The organism is Streptomyces deccanensis, assembly GCF_022385335.1.
In the GTDB taxonomy this organism is placed as follows: domain Bacteria; phylum Actinomycetota; class Actinomycetes; order Streptomycetales; family Streptomycetaceae; genus Streptomyces; species Streptomyces deccanensis.
In genome coordinates this window covers 6087144-6109821 of the sequence record NZ_CP092431.1, presented here as the reverse complement: position 1 = coordinate 6109821, position 22678 = coordinate 6087144, and the positions used below count along the sequence as shown (strand labels likewise).

Sequence of the window (22678 nt, the reverse complement as noted above, 5' to 3'; positions counted from 1 at the left end):
ACGGCGGCGCGGCTCCACCGGTTTTCCGGTGCCACGCCGCCGATCACGATTCCCGCTAAGGCCGTTCGCTGACCCGGTCGACCACCGTGCGTTTCAGGACCGCCACCGACGAGACCAGGTCACCCGCATCGAGGGAGTCGCAGGAGTCGGCCGGAGGGTCGAGCTTGACGGTGTCCGCGGCGAGGAAGGCCAACGTCCGTGTGTCGAAGAGGAGTTCGTGCCGGGTCGGCCCGTGGCCCCGGTATTCGGGCCAGTCGCCCGCAAGGCCGACGGAGACCCCCGTGCGGCCCGCCGCGTCGACGGACCCCTCGTACACGGTCAGTCCCGGGATCCGCGCGACGGCCCGGTACAGCGCGGCCTCCACCTTCGGCGGCAGCAACTGCTCGGCGAGCAGCGTGGACGCCTTGGCGAAGGCCTTCCGGTCGGCCGACTTCGCGCCGGACGCCCGCTCGTCGCCCTTCAGCCCGTACAGGTAGCGGTACATCCCGTCGGCGTCGGTCGGCAGTTCGTCCTCGACCTCGCGGAAGAAGGTGACGCCGTTCTTGACGGGGAGCTGCTTGCCGAGGGACATCTCCACGACCTCGCCGTCCGTCCCACGCTCCCGCTGCAGCCCGTTGTGCTGCCCGTCCACCGACGACCAGAACTCGCGCACACCATAGGGGTACGCCTCCAGGGTCCTGGGGCAGGGCATATCGGTCTTCTCGGGATCCATCTTCCAGTGGTAGTCGTTCCGTTCCGTGTAGACGAACTGGTCGTCCCGTACCTCGGGCCGGCTCCGCTTCTCGGCCGCCTTCGCCACCTGCGCCAGCAGATCGGCCGCGCTCTCGTCGCTGCGCGTCGCCTCGCCCCGGCTCCGGCCGTCGGAACTGTCCGCATGTGTCGTCGGCGGCCCGGCCGCCTGCTGGGTCACCGCGGCGCCCACCACGACCGCGACGGTCAGCGCGGCGGCCACGGCGGGCCCCACGAAGGCGGGCCGCCGCCAGAGCGCGGTACGCGGCCGTACGGCCGGGGTCTCGCCGTCGTTCTCGATCTCACGCATCAGCTGCTCCCTGAGGACACGGTGACGGCCCGGAGGGAGGTCCCGCTCGACGGCGGCGGGGACGGCGGCGGGGACGCCGGCACCGGCCGGCTCGTCCTCGTCCCGGGGGGACGGGTTGTCGTTCACGGGTTCCCCTCCTGGATGGGCCCGGCCACGGAAGTGCGGCCGCCTCTTGTCTGTCCTCGGCTGGCGTCGGGTTCCCGGGTGCCCTGCGGCGCGCCGCCCGCCGCTCCGGCGCCCGCCGCTCCGGCGCCCTTCGCTCCGGCTCCCTGGTCCCCGGCCGCGAGCTGCGCGGCGAGCTTGGTCCGGGCGCGGGAGAGGCGGGAGCGCACGGTGCCGACGGGGATGCCGAGCGCCTCCGCGGCGGCCGCGTAGTCGAGACCGCCCCACGCGCACAGCGCGAGCACCTCCCGCTCGGGCCGCCGCAGCCGGTCCAGCGCCGTGCGCACGGCCCGCAGATACGCCTGGTCGTCGAGGTTCCCGGCGACCTCGTCGGCGAAGTCCCGCACGGACTCGGGTCTCGGCAGCCGCGCGACGGCGGCGGCATGGCGCCGTCCGGCCCGACGGGTGTTGCGGGTCACGTTGGTGGCGATGCCGAGCAGCCACGGACGCGGCGAACCCCCCTCCGCGTCCAGCCGCCCCCGTAGCCGCCACGCCTCCAGGAAGGTCAGCGACACGACGTCCTCGGCCGTCGACCAGTCCCCCGTCAGCCGGTAGGCATGGTTGTAGACCGACCGCGCGTACGCGTCGAAGACCTCCCCGAACGCCCCCGCGTCCCCGTCCCTGATCCGCGCGCGCAACGCACGCCGGTCCCCCGTGTCCCCGTCATTCGTCTCCACGTCCTCCCCCTGTCCGTACGCCGAAGGCCGGTTCCCGTGACCCACGTCACAAGGGAACCGGCCTTCGGTGTGTTCCTCGGCGGGCTCAGCCGACGTCGGCGTAGGAGTGCTTGCCGCTGACGAAGATGTTGACGCCGTAGTAGTTGAACAGCCAGCAGGCGAACGCGGCGAGCGCGATGTACGCGGCCTTGCGGCCCTTCCAGCCGGCCGTGGCACGGGCGTGCAGGTAGGCGGCGTAGAACACCCAGGTGATGAACGACCAGGTCTCCTTGGGGTCCCAGCCCCAGTAGCGGCCCCACGCGTCGCCCGCCCAGATCGCGCCCGCGATGATCGTGAACGTCCACAGCGGGAAGACGGCGGCGTTCACGCGGTACGAGAACTTGTCGAGCGAGGCCGAGGCGGGCAGCCGCTCCATCACCGAACTCGCGAACCGGCCGGGCCGTCCGCCGCTGGCGAGCTTGCTCTCGTAGGAGTCCTTGAACAGGTACAGGATCGTGCCGACCGCGCCGACGTAGAACACCGCGCCGCAGAAGATCGCCGTCGAGACGTGGATGTACAGCCAGTACGAGTGCAGGGCGGGAACCAACTGGTCGCTGGCGGTGTACAAGACAGTGACGGCAAGACCGAGATCGAGGAGGACGGTCGTGATGAGCGGCAGCCCGAGCCAGCGGACGTTCTTCTTCAGCGCGAGCAGCGAGAGGTACACCCCGACGGCCACGGTGGAGAAGGTGATGTTGAACTCGTACATGTTGCCCCACGGCGCCCGCTGCACCGAGAGGGCCCGGGTGAGCACCCCGCCGAACTCCACGAGGAAGGCGAGCACCGTGAGGGACACGGCGATACGGCCGTAGAGGTCGCCCTGCTCGTCACCGCCGTGGGCGCCGGGCCCGTCCGGCACGTCCCGGGAGCCGGTGGCGGCCCGCACGACCACCTTCGGCCGCTCCAGCACGGACGTCCCACCGGCCGTCTTCACCGTCACCGCGGGCGCGTCCGCCTTCTTCGACGCGGCGGCACCACCCTCGGCGGTCAGCGCGGCGGCCGTCCGGCCCACCTTGCTCCGACTCCCGAAGAGCCATTCGGCGATATAGGCGAAGAAGGCCAGGGTGTACACGGCCATCGCGGAGTAGATCAGCGTGTTGCTGAGGCTCGCGAGGTTTTCGTTGGTGGCGGCGGCGAGAGTCACTGCTCAGCCCCTTCGGAGGGTACGGCTGGGGGTTGGGGGGAGGCGGACTTCTGGTCCGCTTCATCTGCGGGCAATCGTGCTGCTGGGGCAGCACGGGTGGGCGCAGCGGCACCCGGCGAGCGCCGGTCAGCGTCACCGCCCTCGGCCTCGACCTCGGCGGCAGCGGACGGCTCATCATCGGAACCACGCTCAGCGACAGTAGGAGCCTCGTCATGCACCACCGCGGCCAAGTCACCCAGTTCCTCGGGCACCTTCGCCGACTCACTGCGCCCAAGGCCCGCCATCTCCACGACGGTCACCCCGTCAGGCCCGGTCACCGCCCGCACCCACACCCGCCGCCGCTGGACGAACAGCGACGCGGCAAGCCCCAGGATCGCGGCGACGGCTCCACCGAGCGCCCACCCGCTGCCGGGCTGCTGGGTGACCTGGAAGCCGGCCCACTCCTTCACCCCGTCGAAGGTGACGGTGCCGTTCCCCCCGGGCAGCGTCATGGTCTCGCCGGGCTTCAGGTTCTCCCGTACCTGCGCGCCCTTGGAGTCCTTGTACGACGTCAGCTTCCGCTTCTCCAGCCGGTACACACTCTGCGGCACACCCGAGTCGACGCCGAGATCGCCGTGGTAGGGCTCCAGGTTGAGCACGGGGTTGAGCAGCGCGGGGAACTGCGAGACGACGGCCGTGTTGGGCCCGCCGTAGGACGGAAGGAAGAACGCCTGGAAACCGAGCTGCTCCCGCTTCCCCTCGGCGTTGGTGTAGCCGTCCATGACCTTGATCGCGCCGGAGGAGGTGACATTGGAGTCCAGCGGCAGCAGCGGCGCGGCATCGCTGAAGACGACCTTGCCCTTGCCGTCCCGCACGGTGATCACGGGCGCGTAGCCGTGGCTGACCAGGTAGACCTTGGAGTCGCCGATCTCCAGCGGCTTGTTGACCTCGATCTTGGTCGACCGCTCCTTGCCGTCGGCGCCGACGGCGTAGTCGATGTACGCCTCGTAGATCCGGGGCGTGCCCTTGTTCGGCCCGCTGACCTCGTAGGTGCCCCGGAAGTTCTTGAGGTCGAAGCTGAAGGGGTTGAGGTCCTCGGCGGTGAAGAGGCTGCCGGACTTGAAGTCGTCGTACTGCGTGAGCGTGTTGGCGAAGCCGTCGCCCTCGACGATCAGCTTGTTGCCCTCGGAGCGGTAGAGCTGGCCCCAGGCGAAGGCGACGAGCATCACGATCAGGGCGATGTGGAAGGCGAGGTTGCCGGCCTCCCGCAGATAGCCCTTCTCGGCGGCGACCGCGTCCCCGACGAGGTGCGCGCGGAACCGGCGCTTCTTCAGCGCCCTCAGTGCCGCCTCGCGGACCTGCTCCGGCTCGGCCTCGGTGCGCCAGGTCGCGTAGGCGGGCAGGCGGGTCAGCCGCTTGGGGGCGCCCGGCGGGCGGCCGCGCAGCTGGCCCACGAACTGCCAGGTGCGGGGCACGATGCAGCCGATGAGCGAGACGAACAGCAGGATGTAGATCGCCGAGAACCACACCGAGCTGTAGACGTGGAACAGCCCGAGCTTCTCGTAGATCGGCCCCAGGGTGTCGTGCCGCTCCATGAAGTCGGCGACGCGGGTCTCGTCCTGCCCGGACTGCGGGATCAGGGAGCCGGGGATCGCCGCGAGCGACAGCATGAACAGCAGGATCAGCGCGACCCGCATCGAGGTCAGCTGCCGCCAGAACCAGCGGGCCCAGCCGATCGCGCCCAGGGCGGGCAGGTTGGGCGCGTCCTCCTGCGGAGCGGTGGACAGCTGCGATCCGGCGGCACCGAGGTCGTTGTCGTCGGCGCCCGCGCCGCCGCGCGGGGCGGTCTTCTCGCGGTTGCCGGAGTCGGTCGTCGTCATGGCTCAGATCCCAGGGGTGAAGCCGGAGGACCAGACCTGCATCTCCTGAACGATGCGGTCCCAGGCGCCGGTCAGCATGAGCAGTCCGATCGTGATCATCATGCCGCCGCCGATGCGCAGCACCCACGCGTAGTGCCGCTTGACCCAGGCGAAGGCGCCGAGCGCCTTGCGGAAGGCCACCGCGGCGAGCACGAAGGGCAGGCCCAGCCCCAGACAGTACGCCACCATCAGCAGGGCGCCGCGACCGGCGCTGGCCTGTTCGAGGGCGAGGGCGTTGACCGAGGCGAGGGTGGGCCCGATGCAGGGCACCCAGCCGATGCCGAAGAGCGCGCCGAGTATCGGGGCGCCCACCAGACCGGTGGTGGGCCTGGTGTGGAAGCGGAACTCGCGCTGGGTGAACCAGGGCATCAGCCCCATGAAGAACAGGCCCATGGCGATCATGAGGACGCCGAGCACCTTGGTGAGGATGTCCTGGTGCTCCAGCAGGGTCCGGCCGAAGTAGCCGAAGAGCGCGCCGCTGGAGACGAACACGAAGGTGAACCCGAGCACGAACAGCCCGGCACCGGCCACCATCCGGCCCCGGCGGGCGTCGACCAGGTCGGTGCCGCCGACTCCGGTGACGTACGACAGATAGCCGGGCACCAGCGGCAGGACACAGGGCGAGAAGAAGGAGACGAGCCCGCCGAGCACGGCGATCGGCAGCGCCAGCAGCAGGGCCCCGTTGAAGACGGTCTCGTTCATCTCGGCTGCGGTCGTGGTGAGCGCGGCAGCCAGCGCCTGATCGGGCATTCCCGACACCGTCACGTCACTTCTCCGCGAGGATCGGCTCGAGCATCTTGCGCAGCTTCTCCTCGCTCAGCGCCTGCTGCGTGCGGGCCGCGAGCTTCCCCTCCCGGTCGATGACCAGGGTGGAGGGGATCAGCTGCGGGTTGAGCGAGCCCTTCTCGAAGCGCAGCAGCAGCTTGCCCGTGGGGTCGTACAGGCTCGGGTACTCGACCTTGTACTGCTCCTCGAAGGCGACCGCGGGCCGGGTGCTGGTGTCGCGGGTGTTGATGCCGACGAACTGCACACCCTGGTCGGCGAGGTCCTCGGAGACCTTCGCCAGGTTGGGCGCCTCGGCGCGGCACGGCGCGCACCAGGAACCCCACACGTTCAGGACGATGATCTTGCCCTTGTAGGCGGAGAGGTCGAGCTGCTCGCCGTCGATGGTCTTCCCGGAGAGGTCGGGAGCGGTGTCCCGGTCGCCCTTCTTCACCGTGGCGATCCCGTCGGAACCGGTGATGAACCCGGTCTGACCGCCACCGCCCTCGATGCCTCCGCCCGCGCAGGCGGAGAGCGTCAGCGCCAGGGCGGCGGCCCCGGCGGAGAGCAAAGCGGCACGACTGCGGCTCGTACGGACACTCATGTGAAAAGTTTCGCATGCCCGTTTCGGGGGCTTACGGCGGGGTCGACGGCCCCCTTGTCCGCAGGTCAGGCGGCCGAACCGGCTCCCAGGAACTCCTTCCACCCGCCCGTCGGCTGCTGCCCCACACCGAGGGTCTGGAGCTTGGCGAGCACGTCCGGGGTCTGGACGTCCATCCAGTCCACGAACTGCCGGAAGGAGACGATCCGTATCTCCCCGTCCTTGGCCTTCTCCTTGGCCCGCGCGATGTGCTTGAGGGCCTCCTCGACGGCGTCCATGTAGACCCCGCCGTTCCACTCCTCGAAGTGGTTCCCTATGAACAGGGGCGCGCGGTTCGTCTCGTACGCCCGCTGGAACCCGGCGACGTATGCGCCGGTCGCCTGGGTGCGGTAGGCCGGGTAGTTGGCGGGCGGGGCCTGAGTGGAGTTCTGGGACTGGTTGTACATGATGTTGTAGTCCATGGAGAGCACCTCGAAGCTCCGCCCGGGGAACGGCACGGACTGCAGCGGCAGGTCCCACAGGCCCTGCTTCTTCTTGGGCCAGACCTGGAGGCCGCCGGGCGAGGAGGAGTCGTAGCGCCAGCCCAGCTCGCGCGCGGTGGGCAGCAGGTTCTCCTGCCCCAGCAGACACGGCGTCCGGCCGCCGACCAGTTCCTTGTCGTAGTCGAACGGCAGGGGCTCGACGTCCGTCCAGCCGCTGTTGGTCTTCCACTCCTTCACGAACGCCTTCGCCTGGTCGATCTCGCTGCGCCACTGCTTGGGCGTCCAGTTGCCGACCGAGCCGCTGCCGCCGCAGAAATGGCCGTTGAAATGCGTGCCTATCTCGTGTCCGTCGAGCCACGCCGTCCGCAGATGTCCCAGCGTCGACTTGATGTGCTCGTCCGTCAGATAACCGATGTCGGAGGCGCCGGGCGCGTTGTTCGGCGGAAGGTACACGCGCTTCTTCGATTCCGGGAGGAGATAGATCCCGGAGAGGAAGAACGTCATATGGGCGTCGTGGTCCCGCCCGGCCTTCAGGAACCGCTCGAAAAGCCCGTTCCCGACGTCTCCGGCCCCGTCCCAGGAGAACACCACGAACTGCGGCGGCGTCTCGCCGGGCGCCAGCGCCCGCGGCTTCTCCGGCTGGTTCGGCTGCTTCCCCGTGTACGAGGTCGACCCGTCACCCAGCGGCTTCGCCGTCTTCCCCGGCTTCTTCTTCCCCGACCCCTTGCCGCCGCCACCGGCCCCGTCGGCCTCGCTCGGTGTACCCCCGAGCCCCGTACCGCACCCGGTCAGCCCCAGCCCGGCCACCGCCCCCGCACCGAGCCCCAGCACTCCCCTTCGCGACAGTTCGCGCATTACGTCCCCCTTGGTCAGCTCACGCACCAGTTCACGCGAAGCACACCGTTTTAGAGGGCTACGAGGAAGCGACGGTTCCTTTTGATCAAGACAGAACTCTGACGCCCTTTCAGGGTCACGAAAACCGCACGGGACCATTCAGGAACAGGGCGCCTGGGCGCTTTTTGGGGGCGCGGGGCCTGGGCGCCTTTCAACGGGCCCGGGGGAACCGCACGTCTTTCAGGCGCGGGGAACGGCGCGCCCCTTCAGGGGCGCGGGGAACTGCGCGAGAAGCCCCACCGAACCCGCAGTTCCCCACAACCCCAGCCGACCAGTAACCAGTAACGCGCCCCCAAGCGGAGCGCTCACGCGCCGAAGGCCTTGTCCTTGCCCTTCACCGGCTTGGCCCCCGCCAGCAGATGCGGCGGCACCAGATCCCGCGCCGGCTCGCTGTAGCCGACGGAAACGATCCTGTCGCCCTGGTACGTGAACGTGGTCAGCGACGCGAGCGTGCACTGCCGCCGCCGCGGATCGTGCCACAGCCGCCGCTTCTCGACGTACGACCGCACGATCCAGATCGGCAGCTGGTGCGAGACCAGCACGGCCTCGTGCCCGCGCGCCGCGTCCTTCGCCGCGTCCAGCGCCCCCATCATCCGGACGACCTGGTCGACGTACGGCTCGCCCCACGACGGCTTGAACGGGTTGACCAGGTGCTTCCAGTTCTCCGGCCGCTTCAGCGCGCCGTCGCCGACCCCGAAGGTCTTGCCCTGGAAGACGTTGTCCGCCTCGATGAGCCGCCCGTCGGTCGCGAGGTCCAGCCCGTGCGCCTTGGCGATCGGCGTCGCCGTCTCCTGCGCCCGCTCCAGCGGGGAGGCGCCGACGTGCGTGATGTCACGCGGCGCCAGGTGCTCGGCGACCCGGTCGGCCATGCGCCGCCCGAGATCGGAGAGGTGGTACCCGTGCAGACGTCCGTAGAGGATCCCGTCCGGGTTGGCGACCTCGCCGTGCCGCATCAGGTGGACGACCGTGATGTCACTCATGCTGCCGAAGCCTCCGCTGCTGCCCGCGCCGCCGCCGGAAGGGCGTCGGCGATCCGCTGAACCGCCCGCTCATCGTGCGCGGTCGACACGAACCACGACTCGAACGACGACGGCGGCAAGTAGACGCCCTGCGACAGCATCGAGTGGAAGAAGGCGTTGAAGCGGTACGACTCCTGCGCCTTGGCCTCCTCGTAGTTCCGCACGGGCGTCTCCGTGAAGAACACGGAGAACATGTTGGAGGCGTTCTGCAGCGTGTGCGCCACGCCCTCCTTGCTGAGCGCGTCGGTGACGAGCCCCTGGATCTGGACGGAGACCGCGTTCACGGTGTCGTAGGCCGCCTCGTCCAGCAGCCGCAGCTGCGCGAGTCCGGCGGCCGTCGCGACCGGGTTCCCGGAGAGCGTGCCGGCCTGGTAGACGGGCCCGGCGGGCGCGAGGAACGCCATCACGTCGGCGCGGCCGCCGAACGCCGCGGCGGGGAAGCCGCCGCCCATCACCTTGCCGAAGGTCATCAGGTCCGGGACGACCCCGTCGATCCCGAACCACCCGGCCCGGCTGGTCCGGAACCCGGTCATCACCTCGTCGGAGACGTACAGCGCGCCGTTCTCCGCGCAGACGTCCTTGAGCCCCTGGTTGAAGCCCGGCAGCGGCGGGACGACGCCCATGTTGCCCGGGGAGGCCTCGGTGATCACGCACGCGATCTCGCCGGGGTGGGCGGCGAAGGCGGCGCGTACGGCGTCGAGGTCGTTGTAGGGCAGGACGATGGTGTCGCCGGCCTGGGCGCCGGTGACGCCCGGGGTGTCGGGGAGCGCGAAGGTGGCGACACCGGACCCGGCGGCGGCGAGCAGCGAGTCGACGTGACCGTGGTAACACCCGGCGAACTTCACGACCTTCGCGCGGCCGGTGAAACCACGGGCCAGCCGGATCGCCGACATGGTGGCCTCGGTCCCGCTGGAGACCAGCCGCACCTGCTCCAGCGGCCCGACCCGGTCCACCATCTCCTCGGCGAGCGCGACCTCGCCCTCGCCGGGCGTACCGAAGGAGGTGCCGCGCGAGACGGCGTCCTGGACGGCGGCGATGACCTCGGGGCGGGAGTGCCCGAGGATCATGGGACCCCACGAACACACAAGATCTACATACTCGCGGCCGTCGGCGTCCGTCAGATACGGACCGGTACCGGACACCATGAACCGGGGCGTACCGCCCACGGCGCGGAAGGCGCGCACGGGAGAGTTCACGCCGCCGGGCGTGACGGCCGCCGCGCGCTCGAAAAGAGTCTGCGAAACTGGGGCTTCGTACGGATAGCTCACACAGGCCATGGTGTCAGAGGCTCCGAAGATCCTGCCGACTGGTGTTTGCGCGCACGTTTCGGCGAGCGGTCGCGGGGGAGGTCACTGACACGATGATCGGGTTGCGCGGCGGGGGTCACGCGGCCCAGAAATGCGTTCGGGTGGAGATATGCATCGCGGTGGCGGACTGGGCGAGGGGACCGGTGACCTCGGTCCTCGTCGTGCCCGGCGGGGCAGGCACCGGCGCGAGGCGGAGGAGGCCGCGGAGACACGGCAGGAGCGGGGCGGATCGACCGAGCGGAGCGCGCCGGGCGAGGTGAGCGGGCCGGCCGGGCCGGGCCCGCAGGCATCGTCGCCGGGTCCGCAGGGTGCACCTCCGGCCCGTCCGGTGGGACCGCCGACGCCGCCCGTTCCGCCGCTTCCCTCCGTACCGCCGCCGCCCGTGGGGTCACCGGGGTCACAGCCCCCGTACGCACCGCCGGAGCAGCCGGGCGTGTACGGTCCGCAGGGTGCACACGGCACACACGACCCACTCGACCCCCTCGCCGCGCGCGATTCCTTCGACTCGCGCGATCCCTTCGACGCGCGTGACGCGCGCGCTTCGCGGGACCAGCGGCAGGAGGCCCAGCCCCGCTCGCGTCGCCGACGCGGCGCGCAGGGCGACACCGACCGTTCACAGCCCGGCCCCGGCTCCGCGTCCGGCCCCGGCTCCACTTCCGGTTCCGGTTCCGACCGGGTCGAGGGTGGAATCGACCGAAGTGAGGACGGCCTCGGGCGGTCCGAGGGCGGTTCCGATCGGGTTCCGCCCGGCGGCTCCGACCGGATCCAGAGCGGTGGCTCTGAGCGGATCGGGCGGCGCAGCCGTATGGACGGTATGGACCGTATGGATCGCGCCGATCATGTGGATCGTGTCAATCGTGTGGACGGAATGGATCAGACGGACCGGATGGACCGGCCTGACCTGGTGGATCGCAGGACGCGCGCGGAACGCAGGAGCCGCGCGGACCGCAAGGACCGTACGGACCGCATCGAGAGTGCGGACCCCACGGGCCGCGTGGACGGCCTGGACCACGTGGTCAACCGGCTCCGGGCGGGGAGCGGGAATGGTGGTCGGGTGGGGGTGACGTACAAATACTTCGGCGCGCCCGACGGCGCGACCGCGGCCCGCGTCCCGATCTCGATGCGCCCCGAGGAACTCGGCGGCGACGAGCTGGGCATGAACGGCATGTTCACCAAGATCAAGCCGGAGACGATGGCCGCGATGGTGCTGACCGGCATCGAAGGCGTCCCCCTCCACAAGGTGCCCCCGCTCGAACTGGTCGTGCTGCACCCCGACTACGCGGTCGTGAAGCTGCCGATGACCGTCGTCGACCCGCTGCGCGGCATCGGCGAGGAGGCGGTCGGCGCGGCGGCGTTCATCTGGTCGACGGTCCCGGACCGCGGCGGCCCCCGCGACGCGTTCAACGTCTACCAACTGCTCCACGAATGGCAGGACTTCAGCCACCGGTTGCACGAGGCGGGACACCAGCCGTACTGCCTGGTCTGGCCCTGATCCGGGGTTTCACTGGTTGCGGGCGGGGTCTTCGGGCCTCGCCCTTTTCAGTGCCGACGGTTCCGTCGACCGAGCCGATGGAGACGGAGCTCCTTCAGGTCCTGGGCCGCTGCCTTGGTCGTCGGCTCCCGCTTCGTCGTAGGTGGTGGTCATGGGCACCCAGCCGGAAGCATCGTCGTACCTGTACTGCGGTAGCCCCTCGACGGTGGCGGTGCGGAACGGGCGACCGTGGTCGTCGATGCGGACCGTGCCGCTCCGGCCCTGTGAGGACCAGTCGAGTTCGAGATACCAGTCGCAGGTGCAGGACTCGGTGCCCGCGTCGACCAGCAGGACCTCCGGCTCCTGCAGGGACACACGGTAGGGGAAGTCGACCGCGTAGCTCGGTGAGTCCGGTCGGCCGGCCGGTACGGCACGGGGCAGAGGTCGGGGCGCGTCGAGGTCCACGGAGAAGTAGCGGGGCTCGAGGCCGGCGCCGCAGCCGTCGCCTACGGAGTAGGCGGCGGCCCGGTCGGCGGCAGGGGTGGTGGTGCGGTTGACCACCCGTGCGTGCAGTGCCTCCAGCACGACGGCCGCGGAGCCGCGTCCCTGCACCGTGATCCGCACCGGCGTGTTACGTCCGTGCACCGCGCCCAGGGACGCGGCCCACACCTCGTTGTCCTGTGGGGCCGGGGGCGGCGGGACCTGCCGCGGTGGCTTGGTCATGACGTATGCGTGGCTGCATTCGAGTTGCGCCCACATATGGGAGTTGGCCGTCCAGGTGAGCGGGGTCGCCGGTGGGGGGACCGTATCGGCGTCCGTCCGGTTCTTCCGCGTTCCGCCGTCGTCCACGGAGTCGGTCGCGGCCGGTGCCGAGGCCGACGGCTCACCACCGTCAGAGGAGGGATCGGCAGCGGCTTGTGGGCCGGCGTCGCTGTGCGCCGACGATGTCGAGGGTTTCGGTGTGCTGCCGGCGGAGGCCGACGACCCACGGCCGCCGGAGGGGGGTCCGGCGGCGGATGCGGCGAGACAGGCGAGCGCGACGGCGAGCGAGGCCGCCAGCGCTATCGACCGCACGGCCCGTCGGCGAGGACGCCCGGTGTGGAGCCGTCGGGCGGGCGGCGTGGCCGGAGCCGGGCGTGCGTCGGACGGTGAGGTCGGCTCCGGGCGTGCGTCGGACGGTGAGATCGGAGCCGGGCGCGGGGCGGGCGGCGCGGGTGTCTCGTGCACCGTGCTGTGGGAGTTCGCGGGCGCCGACGACGGCCCGGTTCTCGTGGTGGTGGGGGGCGTCGGTGCCCGCCGGGCATCGGATGAACGTGATCGTTGCCGGGCCGCGACTGCCAGGATCCAACGGCGGTGGACCTCCACGCGTTCCTCCGGGGAAGCCCCGCAGAGTGCCGCGAACTGCTCGATCCCGCTGAAGTCCTGGGGAACCGCCTCTCCGGCGCAGTAGCGGTGCAGCGTGGAGGCATTCATACCCAGCCGGCGACCCAGCGCCGCGTAGCTACGGTCCGTGCGCTCCTTCAGACGCGTCAGCAGCAGCGCGAACTCCGCTACGTCGTCGTGGATCTCAGCCATGTGGTCCGTACTCGCATCCGTCCGTCGGCCTGTGCGGTCATGTCCCGATCCGGGCAGTCCCAGGCCCTCCCCCATACCTGCACGCCAAGACGGCTGACATGGTTCCGCCAAAAGCAACGGGGCCCCAGGGCAGGGCCGTTGGCGTCGGCGTGTCCGGCCGTCGACCTCAGAGGTGTTCCCCATCCCGGACCGGCATCCCAGGCTTCCGCGTTTCCGCAGGTCGTCGGGGGTGGGACCGTTCCGCCGTTGCAGGGGGGTGGCAGGTGTTGTCTCGGGCCCACGGCGCATCCGAAGCTCTGGCTGTCGCACCGGCTGAATCGGCTGAATCGGCCGACCGACCGGCGGTGCCACGGCACCCGACATCCCGACTCACCCGTCCGCTGGGACACCCAGCTCTTCGGAAAAGGAATACGCATATGAACGTGAAATCCCTGGCGAGCCGTCGCCGTCGTGTGGCCGCGGCCACGGGTCTCGTCCTGGCCCTCGGGTGGGGTGTGTCGGCTCAGGCCTCCGCCGTCGGGCCGGGGGCGGCCGCCGGCAAGGCCGGTGACGTGGTCAAGCAGCGCTCGGGCGGCAAGAGCGCCGTAGCCGCCTGCTCCCAGAAGGTCCTCGGAGTGTCGTCCTCGAAGGAGCCCGCGGACAGCGTGGACGCCAGGCACCTCCTGCTCACCGTCCAGAACACCGGCACCAAGAAGTGCGACCTCTACCGCTACCCGCTCGTGCGACTCGGTGACGGTCGGAACACGGCCCGCGTGATCAAGGAGAGCGACCCGCACCCGGGGGTGCCCGTCACCCTCGCCCCGGGCGAGGAGGCATACGCCGCTCTGCTCGTCAACGGCCCCATGGACGAGTACGAGGCGAAGAGCATCACCCTCAGCCTTCAGGGCCGTGAGCCCGGCAGCAGCGCGGGCAGGCCGATCGATGTCCCCATGCCCGTCGAGACGTTGTACGCCAACGACTTCCAGCGGGTCACCTACTGGACGACCGCTCCCGGTTTCGCCCTGGATTTCATCATGTCGAAGTGACGGGCCGGCCCCGGTCGGGACCGCTTCGCAGGAACCTCTCGTGGGCCGAGTGGCAGCGGGTGAGCGCGCTGCGTTGAGAAACCGGTGTGACGGAAGTGGCGTCTTTCGGAGTCGGAAAGAGATCACGACGACTCGATCATCACGACTCGTTCACGACAACCGGTATGGAGAAGATCTTGGCAACCAAGGGAACGCACCCACATGCTCGCCCCCGCCCTCGCCGTCGCGCGGTGCTCGGCCTCGGTGGGCTGGTGGGGGTGAGCGCGCTCGGCGCGTTCGGTTCCGGGGCGGCGTACGCCTCGACCGGCACCGGCGGCGCGGGGCTCTCCCGGCAACTGGCCGAGCTGGAGCGGGAGTACGCGGCGCGGCTGGGGGTCTACGCCCATGACACGGCGACGGGGCGCACGGTGGCGTACCGCGCGAACGAGCGGTTCCCGATCTGCTCGGTGTTCAAGACGCTCGCCGCCGGGGCCGTGTTACGGGACCTCGACCGCGACGGTGAGTACCTCGCGAAGCGGATCCACTACACGCAGGAGTACGTCGATGCGGCGGGGTACAACCCCATCACGGGCACGGCCGCGAACGTCGAGGCCGGCATGACGGTCGGGGAGCTGTGCTCCGCCACGGTCTCGCACAGCGACAACGGGGCGGGGAACCTGCTGCTGCGCGAGTTGGGCGGGCCGAGCGCGATCACCCGCTTCTGCCGCTCGCTCGGCGACCGGACGACCCGTCTCGACCGCTGGGAGCCGGAGCTGAACACGGCGGAGCCGTGGCGGACCACGGACACGACCACGCCCCGGGCGATCGGCGGGACCTATGCGCGGCTTCTCCTGGGCCGGGCCCTGCGGGACGCGGACCGGGAGCTGCTGACCGACTGGCTGATCGCCAACTCGACCAACGTGGAGCGGTTCCGGGCCGGCCTGCCCGCCGACTGGACGCTCGCGGACAAGACCGGCGGCGGGTCGGCGTACGGAGTCGCCAACGACGTCGGCGTCGTGTGGCCCCCCGACCGCCCGCCCCTGATCCTGTCCGTCCTCTCGACGAAGCACGACCCCGCGGGCCCCACGGACAACCCGTTGGTCGCGAGGGCGGCGGGTCTGGTGGCCGGGGCGCTTACGGCGTAGCCGTACGGGTTTGGGGGGGGCGGGGTGCGTTGTCGGGTGCGGGCCGGTGGGGCTTCTCGCGCAGTTCCCCGCGCCCCTGAAAAGCAGGGGCTGCGCCCCGTGCTTTTCAGGCCCGCAGGGGCCTGAAGCTTTTAGGGGCGCGGGGAACTGCGCGAGAAGCCCCACGCACCCGCACCCGCCGACGAAATCCGCACCCCCACCCCATGGGGCGCTCACCTGTCCGAACCTCGGTCCTCGCTGGCCTCCGGTACCCCCCGGGCCGCAGCATGGGCCGTATGAGCAACACGAGCAGCAGTGCGGGCAGTGCGGGCAGCGCGGGCGGGGTGCGGGTCTCTCGGCGGGCCCGTGCCGTCGCGCCCTTCTACGCCATGGAGTTCGCCAAGCAGGCCGCCGCGCTGGCCGCGCAGGGGCACGACGTCGTCAAGCTCAGCCTCGGGGAGCCTGACTTCGGCGCACCCCCGGCCGTCGTGGAGGCGATGCGGGAGGTGATGGACGGGCGGCCGATGAGCTACACGGCGGCGCTCGGACTGCCCGCCCTGCGGGAGGCCATCGCCGGCTTCTACGGCGACCGGCACGGCGTCGAGGTCGACCCGGGCCGGGTCGTCGTCACGGCGGGTGCCTCGGCCGCGCTCGTGCTGGCCACCGCCGCGCTCGTCGACCCCGGTGACGAGGTGCTCATCGGCGACCCGTCCTACCCGTGCAACCGCCAGATCGTCGAGAGCTTCGGCGCCGACGTCACGCTCGTGCCCACCACCGCCGCGAGCCGGTTCCAACTGGACGCGGCGGCGGTGCGGGCGCACTGGACCGACCGTACGCGTGGGCTCATGGTCGCCACCCCGTCCAACCCGACCGGCACCTCCGTCCCCGCCGACGAACTCGCCGCCCTGTGCGACCTCGCCCGCGAGCGGGACGCGTGGCGCCTCGTCGACGAGATCTACCTCGACCTCGGCGACCACGACGAGCGGGGGCGCCCGCCGCGCAGCGCGCTGTCGTACGACCCCGGTGCCGTCGTGATCAACAGCTTCTCGAAGTACTTCGGGATGACCGGCTGGCGGCTCGGCTGGTGCGTCGTCCCGGAAGCTCTCGTACCGGCCCTGGAGCGTCTCGCGCAGAACTACTTCCTCTGCGCCTCCGCCCCGGCCCAGCACGCCGCGCTCGCCTGCTTCACCCCCGAGTCCCTCGCGGTGTGCGAGGCGCGCCGGGTGGAGTTCGGCGAGCGGCGGGCGCTCGTCCTGGACGGGCTGGCACGGATCGGGCTGCCGGTCCCGGTGCCGCCCGACGGCGCGTTCTACGTCTACTTCGACGTCAGCGGGACGGGCCTGACCTCCTGGCAGTTCTGCGAGCGGGCGCTGCGGGAGGCGCACGTGGCCCTCACGCCCGGCCGGGGCTTCGGCACGCACACCGCCGACACGCACGTCCGCCTCTCCTACGCGGCCTCGTCGGACGAACTGCGCGAGGGGATCGCCCGGTTGGGGAAGTTCATGACCGCGCTGCGGTGATCCTGGGGGCGAGGGTCGGGGGCTCAGGAGGTGGGTGCCCCTCCCTTGTCGTGCTCGGAGAGGTGCGCGAAGGTCTCGCCGGTGGCGGTGATGGTGCGGGTGACGTCCCGGCCGCCGTAGACCCAGTAGATGCGCATGACGCCCACGCCCCGGTTGAGGAAGCGGTGCGGGACGCCGGCCGGGACCCAGGTGGCCTGGCCGGGTTCCAGCTCGAAGAACTCGCCGTCGATCTCGGCGGTGGCCTCGCCCTCCAGGATCAGGACCGACTCCTCGACGTTGTGGCTGTGCAGGGGCAGACCCGTGCCGGGTTGGAAGAGGGTCTGGCCGGTGGTGATGACGGACGTCTCGGAGTTCCACTTGCCGACGTAGGGGAGGGTGGCCACCCCGCCGCCGCGGTCGAAGCGTTCGACCTCGTCGGGGTTGACGATCAGGCTCTCGGTGCACATGGCGCGGATCCGTTCAGGAGTGGTGGAACAGGCGGCGGGAGAGCGTGTTGACCTGGCTGCCGGGGACGACGTACCGGGCCGCCGCCTCGCGCCAGACCTTGAAGTGGGGTGCGGCGCGGTGCGCCTCGACGGCGGCGGGCGGAGGCACCGGTGGCGGCCGACGGCGGGGTGCGCTGCAGCGTAGGTGTGCCGACCCGCATATCTTGGCGCCCATGCAGTCCTACACGATCGGGCAGGCCGCGCGGCTGCTCGGGGTCAGCCCCGACACCGCACGGCGCTGGGCGGACGCGGGCCGGGTGGCGACGCGGCGCGACGAGAGCGGGCGTCGGCTCATCGACGGGAGAGACCTCGCGGCCTTCTCGGTGGAGCTGGCCTCGGACACCGCCGACGAGGCCGACGCCCCGTACACCTCGGCGCGCAACGCCTTCCCCGGCATCGTCACCGCCGTGAAGCTCGGGGACGTGGCGGCCCAGGTCGAGATCCAGGCGGGCCCGCACCGCCTGGTCTCCCTGCTCACCCGAGAGGCCGTGGAGGAACTGGGCCTGGAGGTCGGCATGGAGGCCACGGCCCGGGTGAAGTCCACGAACGTCCACATCGACCGGACGTGACCGCCGCCCCGCTCGCCCGAGGAGGGCCGGTCACCACTCGAGGGCCAGGGTCTCCACCAGCCGGGAGACGGCCATGGGGTCCGGCAGCCTCCCCTTTCCCAGCAGCTCCACGACCTGACCGTTCGCGAAATCCCGCTGTTCCGGGGTCACCTCCGGATCGATCGCGCACTCGGCCTGGACCCGCAGATAGTTCAGATCCGTCGCGAAGAGCATGGAGAAGGACTCCATGCCCTTGACGACCCCGGGTCCTCCGGCCTCCAGGTAGCCGCGCACCAGCCGCCGGGCGTCGTCGGCGCGGAAGTCGTTACCACCGGCCCACACATGGACGGCACGGGCGAGCTCACGTGCCGCCGAGACGGGTCCCGCATTGTCCCAGTCGAGCAGAGAGGGGCCGGACGGACCGACCAGCACGTTCTGCGGCCGCACGTCGAGATGGGAGATCACGGTGTCCCCACCTCCGGCCGGAGTGACGTGACGCGCCAGTTCCTCCGCCTGCGTGGCCGCGAACCGCTCCAGTGCCGCGGCCCACGGCACCCCGGCCCGCCGTACCCCCTCGCACACCCTTGCCCACTCCTCCGCCCCGGGGCACCGCTCGTACCAGTCGTTCAGTGTCTCCGCGGTGCCATCCCCGGCTCGGTGCAGCAGCGCGAGGGTCCGCCCGCACCAGGTGAGCAGCTCCGGATCACGGGGGTCCGCCTCGCTCCCGTCCACCCAGCCGTACACCTTCACATACGCCCCGCCCATCGGCTCCGGGAGCCGCGACACATAGGCCCCGTCCCGGTCCGCGAGGAACCTCGGCGCCGAGATCCCCAGTTCCTCGGCCGCGTTCCGCAGCCCGGCCTCCCGAGCCACCTGTTCCTCGTCACACCCGAACAGCAGCTCCTTGACCGCCCACACCCCACTCTCTCCGGACAGCCGCCAGATCTGCCCCAACGCCCCCCGGGCCGCAGGCGCCATCTCCCACGCCCCGCCGCCCAGCCCGTACACATCCGCTATGAACCCGGCCCTGCTCCGCATCCAGCCATCCTCCACTCGACCAGGCCATGTCATACGCGAACCCCACCGGCCGCAAACGGATTTACGCGGGAGCCCGGCCCGAGCGTCTGGTCAGGGAAGCGCTCGGTGCCGCCAGGTCGAACCAGACCGCCTTGCCGTCGGGGTGGACGAGGCCGCCGCCGTTCGGGAGGGCGGCGGCGGTGCCCCAGTGGCCCTCGGTGAGGGCGTCCACGAGGTACAGACCGCGCCCGCCCTCCTCCCAGCCACCGGGGGTCAACTCCCTTATGACCGGCGGGCTCTCGTCACCGTCGTAGACGATCACCCTGACCCGCCAGGACTCCACCGCGAGCCAGAGAACCGATCCTCCACCTTTGGCGTGCACACAGGCGTTCGTGACCAGTTCGGAGGTGCACAGGGCGGCGGCGTCGACCAGGGCGTCCAGGCCGAGCGCGCGCAGGACGCTGGTGACGAAGTCGCGGGCGATGTGCGGGGAGCTGTCGAGGGGCGGGCAGAAGAGCGTGTACGTCGTCGCCCCGGGCGAGAGCCGGGTTGGGGCGGGGCGGCCTGGGGCAGTTTCGGTCATGGGTGATCAACTCCGTTGCGACGAGAAGGGCTTGCTCGGTCCCCACCGCGCCGGTGACTCCTCGCGGGATGCGGGAGAAATACATTTGAGTAATCAAACGAGCACTCTCCGTGAGCGCAGGAATGACCGTAGTCGGCGTGTTCGCGCCGCCGCAATGGGGTCGGTGGAAGTACTACGAAAGCGCGTCGTCGACGCCGCATGAGCCTCGGCCCGGCCCTCACCCAGAGTGGCCCGCTCCCGGTCGGACCGTCGTGTGATGATGGGCCGAGGGCGCCCGCAGGGGACGGGCGGCGTTCCCCCGCGAGGGGGAACGGGCAGGAAGCAGAACGGGGACGGGGACGGGACCGCGATGACCAGTCGGCTGCTCATGTCGTACAACGCGCAGGCCAAACGGGCCGGGGTGCCCGCCAGGGAGCCCGACCACGTGGCCGGGTCCACCCGGGCCACGGCGATCCTGGACCACGACGACCCCCGGGTGGGGGCACTCGCGCGCCGGGTGGAGAGCGAGGCGACTCCGCGTGACGCGCTCCGCTCCGCGCACCGGATCATCGCCCGGCACGTCCGCCCGGTGTACTCGGTCGAGGACGGCCGCCCGGTGTCGCGGACGCTGCGGCTCGGGCGCGGCTCGTGCAGCCAGCGGATGGCGGCGCTGGAGGCGGTCGCGCGCGCGGTCCGAGTACGGACGCGGGTGCGCGGCCTGCTCGTGGACGGGACCTACTGGTATCCGCGCTTCCCCCGGCTGAAGCCGTTCGTCCCGGAACAGGTCCTGCTGGCCTGGCCGGAGTTCAGGATCAGCGGAGCGTGGGTGCCGATCGGCGAACTCTTCGAGGCCGCCGCACCCGCGTCCGGCGGCAACAGCAACGACAGCGGCAACAGCAACAGTTTCACCAACAGGGGCGGCGAGACCCTGTTCGACGCGGTCGCCCGTACCGGCGTGCGCTGGGACGCCTGCGGTACGGCTTCGGCCACCGCCTGCGACCTCTCCGCCCAGGTCGTCGCCGACCTCGGCCACTTCGACGACCGCGACGACCTCTTCGCCCGCCACGGCCAGACCCTGTGCTGGACGGCCCGCACCCTCGGCGAACCGGTCCTGGGCCGCTGGAGCGCGGGCGCGACCCGACCGACCGCCTGACGCCCCCTCGGGGAGCCCGCGACCGGTCACACGGTCACGGAATGGCCACCTCTCTTACACTTCCCTCACATCCGCCCCCGCCGGGCACTACGGTCACTCCACCCGAAACACCCAGGGGGGACGAGATGACCAACCCGTACGCCGGTGCCACGCCGCCCACACCGCCCACGCCGCGCCCGCCCGACACCCGCCCGCTGCACAAGCGCGTCCTCGTGTGGATCGGCGGCGCGGGCCTGCTCATAGCCGGCTCGGTGATCGGTTCGGCGGGGAACGACGGGCAGGAGGCCGTCCAGGCCGCCACCAAGCCCAGAGCGACCGTCACCGCGACCGTGACGGCCACGCCCGAGCCCGCTCCGACCGTCACCGAGACCGTCGAGGCCAAGGCGAAGCCGCGCCCCACCGTCACGGTCACCAAGACCGCCACCGCGAAGGCGGCCGAGGCCGACAACGGTGACAACGGCGGCAGTAGCGGCGGCGGTCAAGAGGACCCCGGCACCTGCTCGATCGTCTCCAACTCCGGCAACTGCTACTCGGCGGGGCAGTTCTGCCGGAACAGCGACCACGGGGCCGTCACCACCACCGAGGACGGCACGGAGATCAAGTGCGCCTACAGCTCGAACGCCTGGCGCTGGACCTACGTCTGACCCGACGGGCGATCGCCCGCGTCCGCCCCCCGCACCGTGAACCCGGTGACCAACCCCCCGCCCTCCCGTCGGAACGCGAACGGGGCGCCGTCGTGCGCAGACGCCACGGCTCGGACGATGGAGAGGCCGAGGCCCGAACCGGGCAGGCTGCGGGCGTCGGGGGCCCGGTAGAAGCGGTCGAAGATGCGCTCGAGATCGCAGTCGGGGACGCCGGGGCCCCGGTCGAGGACCTCGACGCGCACGATGTCTGAGTCGTCACCGGGTTCGCCCGGACCGGCGAGGCCGCCGAGGTCGCCGTGGTCCCCCAGCTCGCCCAGTTCGCCCAGCTCCCCGAGGGCCCCGGCCGACCCCCGGGCGACCACGACCTCGATCGCCCCCGCACCGCCGCGGTCGAACTTCGCCGCGTTCTCCACCAGGTTGGAGATCGCCCGCTGAAGCGCGCCCGCCCGCCCCTCGACGGTCGTGTCCCCGGCCACCCGGACGACGACCTCGCGTCCGGTGCGCCGGCGCGCGGTCCCCGCGACGTCCTCCGCGAGGTCGGCCAGCTGCACCCGCTGCACCGGCTCGGTGCTCGACTGCCCGGCCGCGAGGTCGACCAACTCGTTGACCAGGTCGGTCAGTTCGAGGGCCTCCTGGGACAGGTCGTCGACGAGCTCCTCGCGGATCCGGGGCGGCAGTTCGTCGATGCGCCGGAGCAGCGAGATGTTGGTGCGCAGGGAGGTGAGCGGGGTGCGCAGCTCGTGGCCCGCGTCCTGCACCAGCCGTCGCTGGTCCTCCTCGGACTGGGCGAGGCGGACCAGCATCCGGTCGAAGGAGCGGCCGAGCCGCCCCACCTCGTCCCGGCCCGCGACCGGCACCTGGATACCGAGGTGCCCGGTCCGGGCCACGTCCTCCGCCGCCCCCGCCAGCTGCACCAGCCGCCGGGTCTGCCGCCGCGCCAGCCACCACCCGAACAACCCGGCCGAGATGACGACACCGGAGACGAACAGCAGGGTCCGCTGCTGCAGCTCCCGCAGCAGGTCCTCCGTGTCGCTGAACTCCTGCGCGACCTGCACCGCCCCCCGGCCGCCGCCGAGCGCGACGGTCACCACCCGGTAGCGGTCGTTGCCGACCTCGACCTCACCGTGCTCGACCGTCACCCCGGCCAGTGCCGCGTCGGCCGTACGGCGGTCGGCGTCACGGACGGGCAGGCCGGGGGCGCCCTTGTCGAGGATCTCGCCGTGCGGGCCGAGCACCTGGACGTCCGTACGGCCGGAGCGGATCAGGTCGTCGCGCGGGCCGCCGCTGTCGCTCGGCGCGAAGTCCTCCGGCGTCAGCGGATCCTGCACCACCAACTCCCGCAGATCACGCACGACTTCGGCGAACACGGTCTGCTCGTCGACCCGCACCAGGCGCGCCGCCGCGCTGTAGCTGAGGATTCCGACGAGGACGGTGACGACACACGCCACCGCCACGAACGACACGGTGAACGTGGCCCGCAGCGAGGGCACCGGCTTCAGCCGGGAGAGCAGCCGGGACACCCGGACGCCACGGGGCGGCGGCATCGCGCGC

At 71.3% G+C, this 22678-nt stretch carries 22 protein-coding genes and 1 pseudogene; 7 read left to right on the top strand and 16 right to left on the bottom strand.

All coding sequences use genetic code 11. The annotated features are described in order from the left end of the window. Positions 1-55 precede the first annotated feature (55 nt). The 9 genes from L3078_RS27230 to hemL all read right to left on the bottom strand — a co-directional run bounded on the left by L3078_RS27230 (position 56) and on the right by hemL (position 9994). A complete protein-coding gene (locus tag L3078_RS27230) occupies positions 56-1165 on the bottom strand; it encodes a CU044_5270 family protein (RefSeq protein ID WP_239756588.1) in 1110 nt (369 codons plus the stop codon). Continuing rightward, positions 1162-1878 (bottom strand): RNA polymerase sigma factor, encoded by a 717-nt coding sequence (locus L3078_RS27225; RefSeq protein WP_239756587.1) that lies wholly within the window; start codon positions 1876-1878, stop codon positions 1162-1164. Before L3078_RS27225 ends, L3078_RS27230 begins: the two co-directional genes overlap by 4 nt. Before the next feature lie 85 nt (positions 1879-1963). Further along, positions 1964-3061 carry a c-type cytochrome biogenesis protein CcsB gene (gene ccsB / locus L3078_RS27220; RefSeq protein ID WP_239756586.1) on the bottom strand — a complete coding sequence of 366 codons (1098 nt, stop codon included), beginning with the start codon at positions 3059-3061 and terminating at the stop codon, positions 1964-1966. Beyond that, positions 3058-4920 carry a cytochrome c biogenesis protein ResB gene (gene resB / locus L3078_RS27215; RefSeq protein ID WP_239756585.1) on the bottom strand — a complete coding sequence of 621 codons (1863 nt, stop codon included), beginning with the start codon at positions 4918-4920 and terminating at the stop codon, positions 3058-3060. Before resB ends, ccsB begins: the two co-directional genes overlap by 4 nt. 3 nt (positions 4921-4923) lie before the next feature. Beyond that, positions 4924-5709: a cytochrome c biogenesis CcdA family protein gene (locus L3078_RS27210; protein WP_239756584.1), complete on the bottom strand. Its 786-nt coding sequence runs from the start codon at positions 5707-5709 to the stop codon at positions 4924-4926. Between the two features lie 16 nt (positions 5710-5725). Then, positions 5726-6325, bottom strand: a complete 600-nt coding sequence (locus L3078_RS27205; RefSeq protein ID WP_239756583.1) for a TlpA family protein disulfide reductase — start codon at positions 6323-6325, stop codon at positions 5726-5728. A gap of 65 nt (positions 6326-6390) precedes the next feature. Next, complete coding sequence (locus L3078_RS27200) at positions 6391-7659, bottom strand: polysaccharide deacetylase family protein (protein WP_239756582.1); 1269 nt, start codon at positions 7657-7659, stop codon at positions 6391-6393. 344 nt (positions 7660-8003) lie between these two features. After that, positions 8004-8678, bottom strand: coding sequence for a histidine phosphatase family protein (locus L3078_RS27195; RefSeq protein WP_239756581.1), 675 nt, complete (start codon positions 8676-8678; stop codon positions 8004-8006). Next, the gene (hemL, locus tag L3078_RS27190) at positions 8675-9994 is read right to left on the bottom strand and encodes a glutamate-1-semialdehyde 2,1-aminomutase (protein ID WP_239756580.1); all 1320 of its coding nucleotides are present in this window, start codon (positions 9992-9994) and stop codon (positions 8675-8677) included. Before hemL ends, L3078_RS27195 begins: the two co-directional genes overlap by 4 nt. A 1084-nt stretch (positions 9995-11078) precedes the next feature. Between hemL and L3078_RS27185 the strand changes: the two genes are divergently transcribed. After that, a complete protein-coding gene (locus L3078_RS27185; protein WP_003974483.1) occupies positions 11079-11516 on the top strand; it encodes a hypothetical protein in 438 nt (145 codons plus the stop codon). A 9-nt stretch (positions 11517-11525) separates the two neighbouring features. On the opposite strand, the gene L3078_RS44775 is transcribed toward L3078_RS27185, so the two are convergent. Beyond that, the gene (locus tag L3078_RS44775) at positions 11526-12218 is read right to left on the bottom strand and encodes a hypothetical protein (RefSeq protein ID WP_338059580.1); all 693 of its coding nucleotides are present in this window, start codon (positions 12216-12218) and stop codon (positions 11526-11528) included. A gap of 699 nt (positions 12219-12917) precedes the next feature. Beyond that, positions 12918-13070, bottom strand: a pseudogene (locus L3078_RS44770) (helix-turn-helix domain-containing protein); the annotation flags it as partial. A gap of 416 nt (positions 13071-13486) precedes the next feature. Between L3078_RS44770 and L3078_RS27175 the strand changes: the two are divergent. The 3 genes from L3078_RS27175 to L3078_RS27165 all read left to right on the top strand — a co-directional run bounded on the left by L3078_RS27175 (position 13487) and on the right by L3078_RS27165 (position 16718). After that, complete coding sequence (locus tag L3078_RS27175) at positions 13487-14095, top strand: DUF4232 domain-containing protein (protein WP_239756579.1); 609 nt, start codon at positions 13487-13489, stop codon at positions 14093-14095. Positions 14096-14325: 230 nt separating this feature from the next. Beyond that, positions 14326-15219, top strand: coding sequence for a class A beta-lactamase (bla, locus tag L3078_RS27170; RefSeq protein WP_239760485.1), 894 nt, complete (start codon positions 14326-14328; stop codon positions 15217-15219). A 275-nt stretch (positions 15220-15494) separates the two neighbouring features. Further along, positions 15495-16718 carry a pyridoxal phosphate-dependent aminotransferase gene (locus L3078_RS27165; protein WP_239756578.1) on the top strand — a complete coding sequence of 408 codons (1224 nt, stop codon included), beginning with the start codon at positions 15495-15497 and terminating at the stop codon, positions 16716-16718. A gap of 23 nt (positions 16719-16741) precedes the next feature. On the opposite strand, the gene L3078_RS27160 is transcribed toward L3078_RS27165, so the two are convergent. After that, positions 16742-17164 (bottom strand): cupin domain-containing protein, encoded by a 423-nt coding sequence (locus L3078_RS27160; protein ID WP_239756577.1) that lies wholly within the window; start codon positions 17162-17164, stop codon positions 16742-16744. A 13-nt stretch (positions 17165-17177) separates the two neighbouring features. Further along, positions 17178-17312 (bottom strand): hypothetical protein, encoded by a 135-nt coding sequence (locus L3078_RS44650; RefSeq protein ID WP_275593173.1) that lies wholly within the window; start codon positions 17310-17312, stop codon positions 17178-17180. Positions 17313-17376: 64 nt separating this feature from the next. On the opposite strand from L3078_RS44650, the gene L3078_RS27155 reads away from it, so the two are divergent. Further along, positions 17377-17772 carry a TOBE domain-containing protein gene (locus tag L3078_RS27155; protein ID WP_239756576.1) on the top strand — a complete coding sequence of 132 codons (396 nt, stop codon included), beginning with the start codon at positions 17377-17379 and terminating at the stop codon, positions 17770-17772. A 30-nt stretch (positions 17773-17802) separates the two neighbouring features. Here the strand turns inward: L3078_RS27155 and L3078_RS27150 are convergent, their stop codons facing one another. Together L3078_RS27150 and L3078_RS27145 are read right to left on the bottom strand one after the other, a co-directional pair. Then, on the bottom strand, positions 17803-18789 hold the full coding sequence (locus L3078_RS27150; protein WP_239756575.1) for a phosphotransferase enzyme family protein: 987 nt from the start codon (positions 18787-18789) through the stop codon (positions 17803-17805). Positions 18790-18850: 61 nt separating this feature from the next. Continuing rightward, positions 18851-19351: an ATP-binding protein gene (locus tag L3078_RS27145; RefSeq protein WP_239756574.1), complete on the bottom strand. Its 501-nt coding sequence runs from the start codon at positions 19349-19351 to the stop codon at positions 18851-18853. A gap of 349 nt (positions 19352-19700) precedes the next feature. Here L3078_RS27145 and L3078_RS27140 point away from each other — a divergent pair, with 349 nt between their 5' ends. Both L3078_RS27140 and L3078_RS27135 read left to right on the top strand, forming a co-directional pair. Next, positions 19701-20483: a transglutaminase domain-containing protein gene (locus L3078_RS27140; protein WP_239756573.1), complete on the top strand. Its 783-nt coding sequence runs from the start codon at positions 19701-19703 to the stop codon at positions 20481-20483. Positions 20484-20608: 125 nt separating this feature from the next. Further along, complete coding sequence (locus L3078_RS27135) at positions 20609-21127, top strand: hypothetical protein (protein ID WP_239756572.1); 519 nt, start codon at positions 20609-20611, stop codon at positions 21125-21127. Here L3078_RS27135 and L3078_RS27130 read toward each other — a convergent pair. Continuing rightward, a complete protein-coding gene (locus tag L3078_RS27130) occupies positions 21118-22671 on the bottom strand; it encodes a HAMP domain-containing sensor histidine kinase (RefSeq protein ID WP_239756571.1) in 1554 nt (517 codons plus the stop codon). The two genes, L3078_RS27135 and L3078_RS27130, sit on opposite strands and share 10 nt — an antisense overlap. Positions 22672-22678 lie beyond the last annotated feature (7 nt).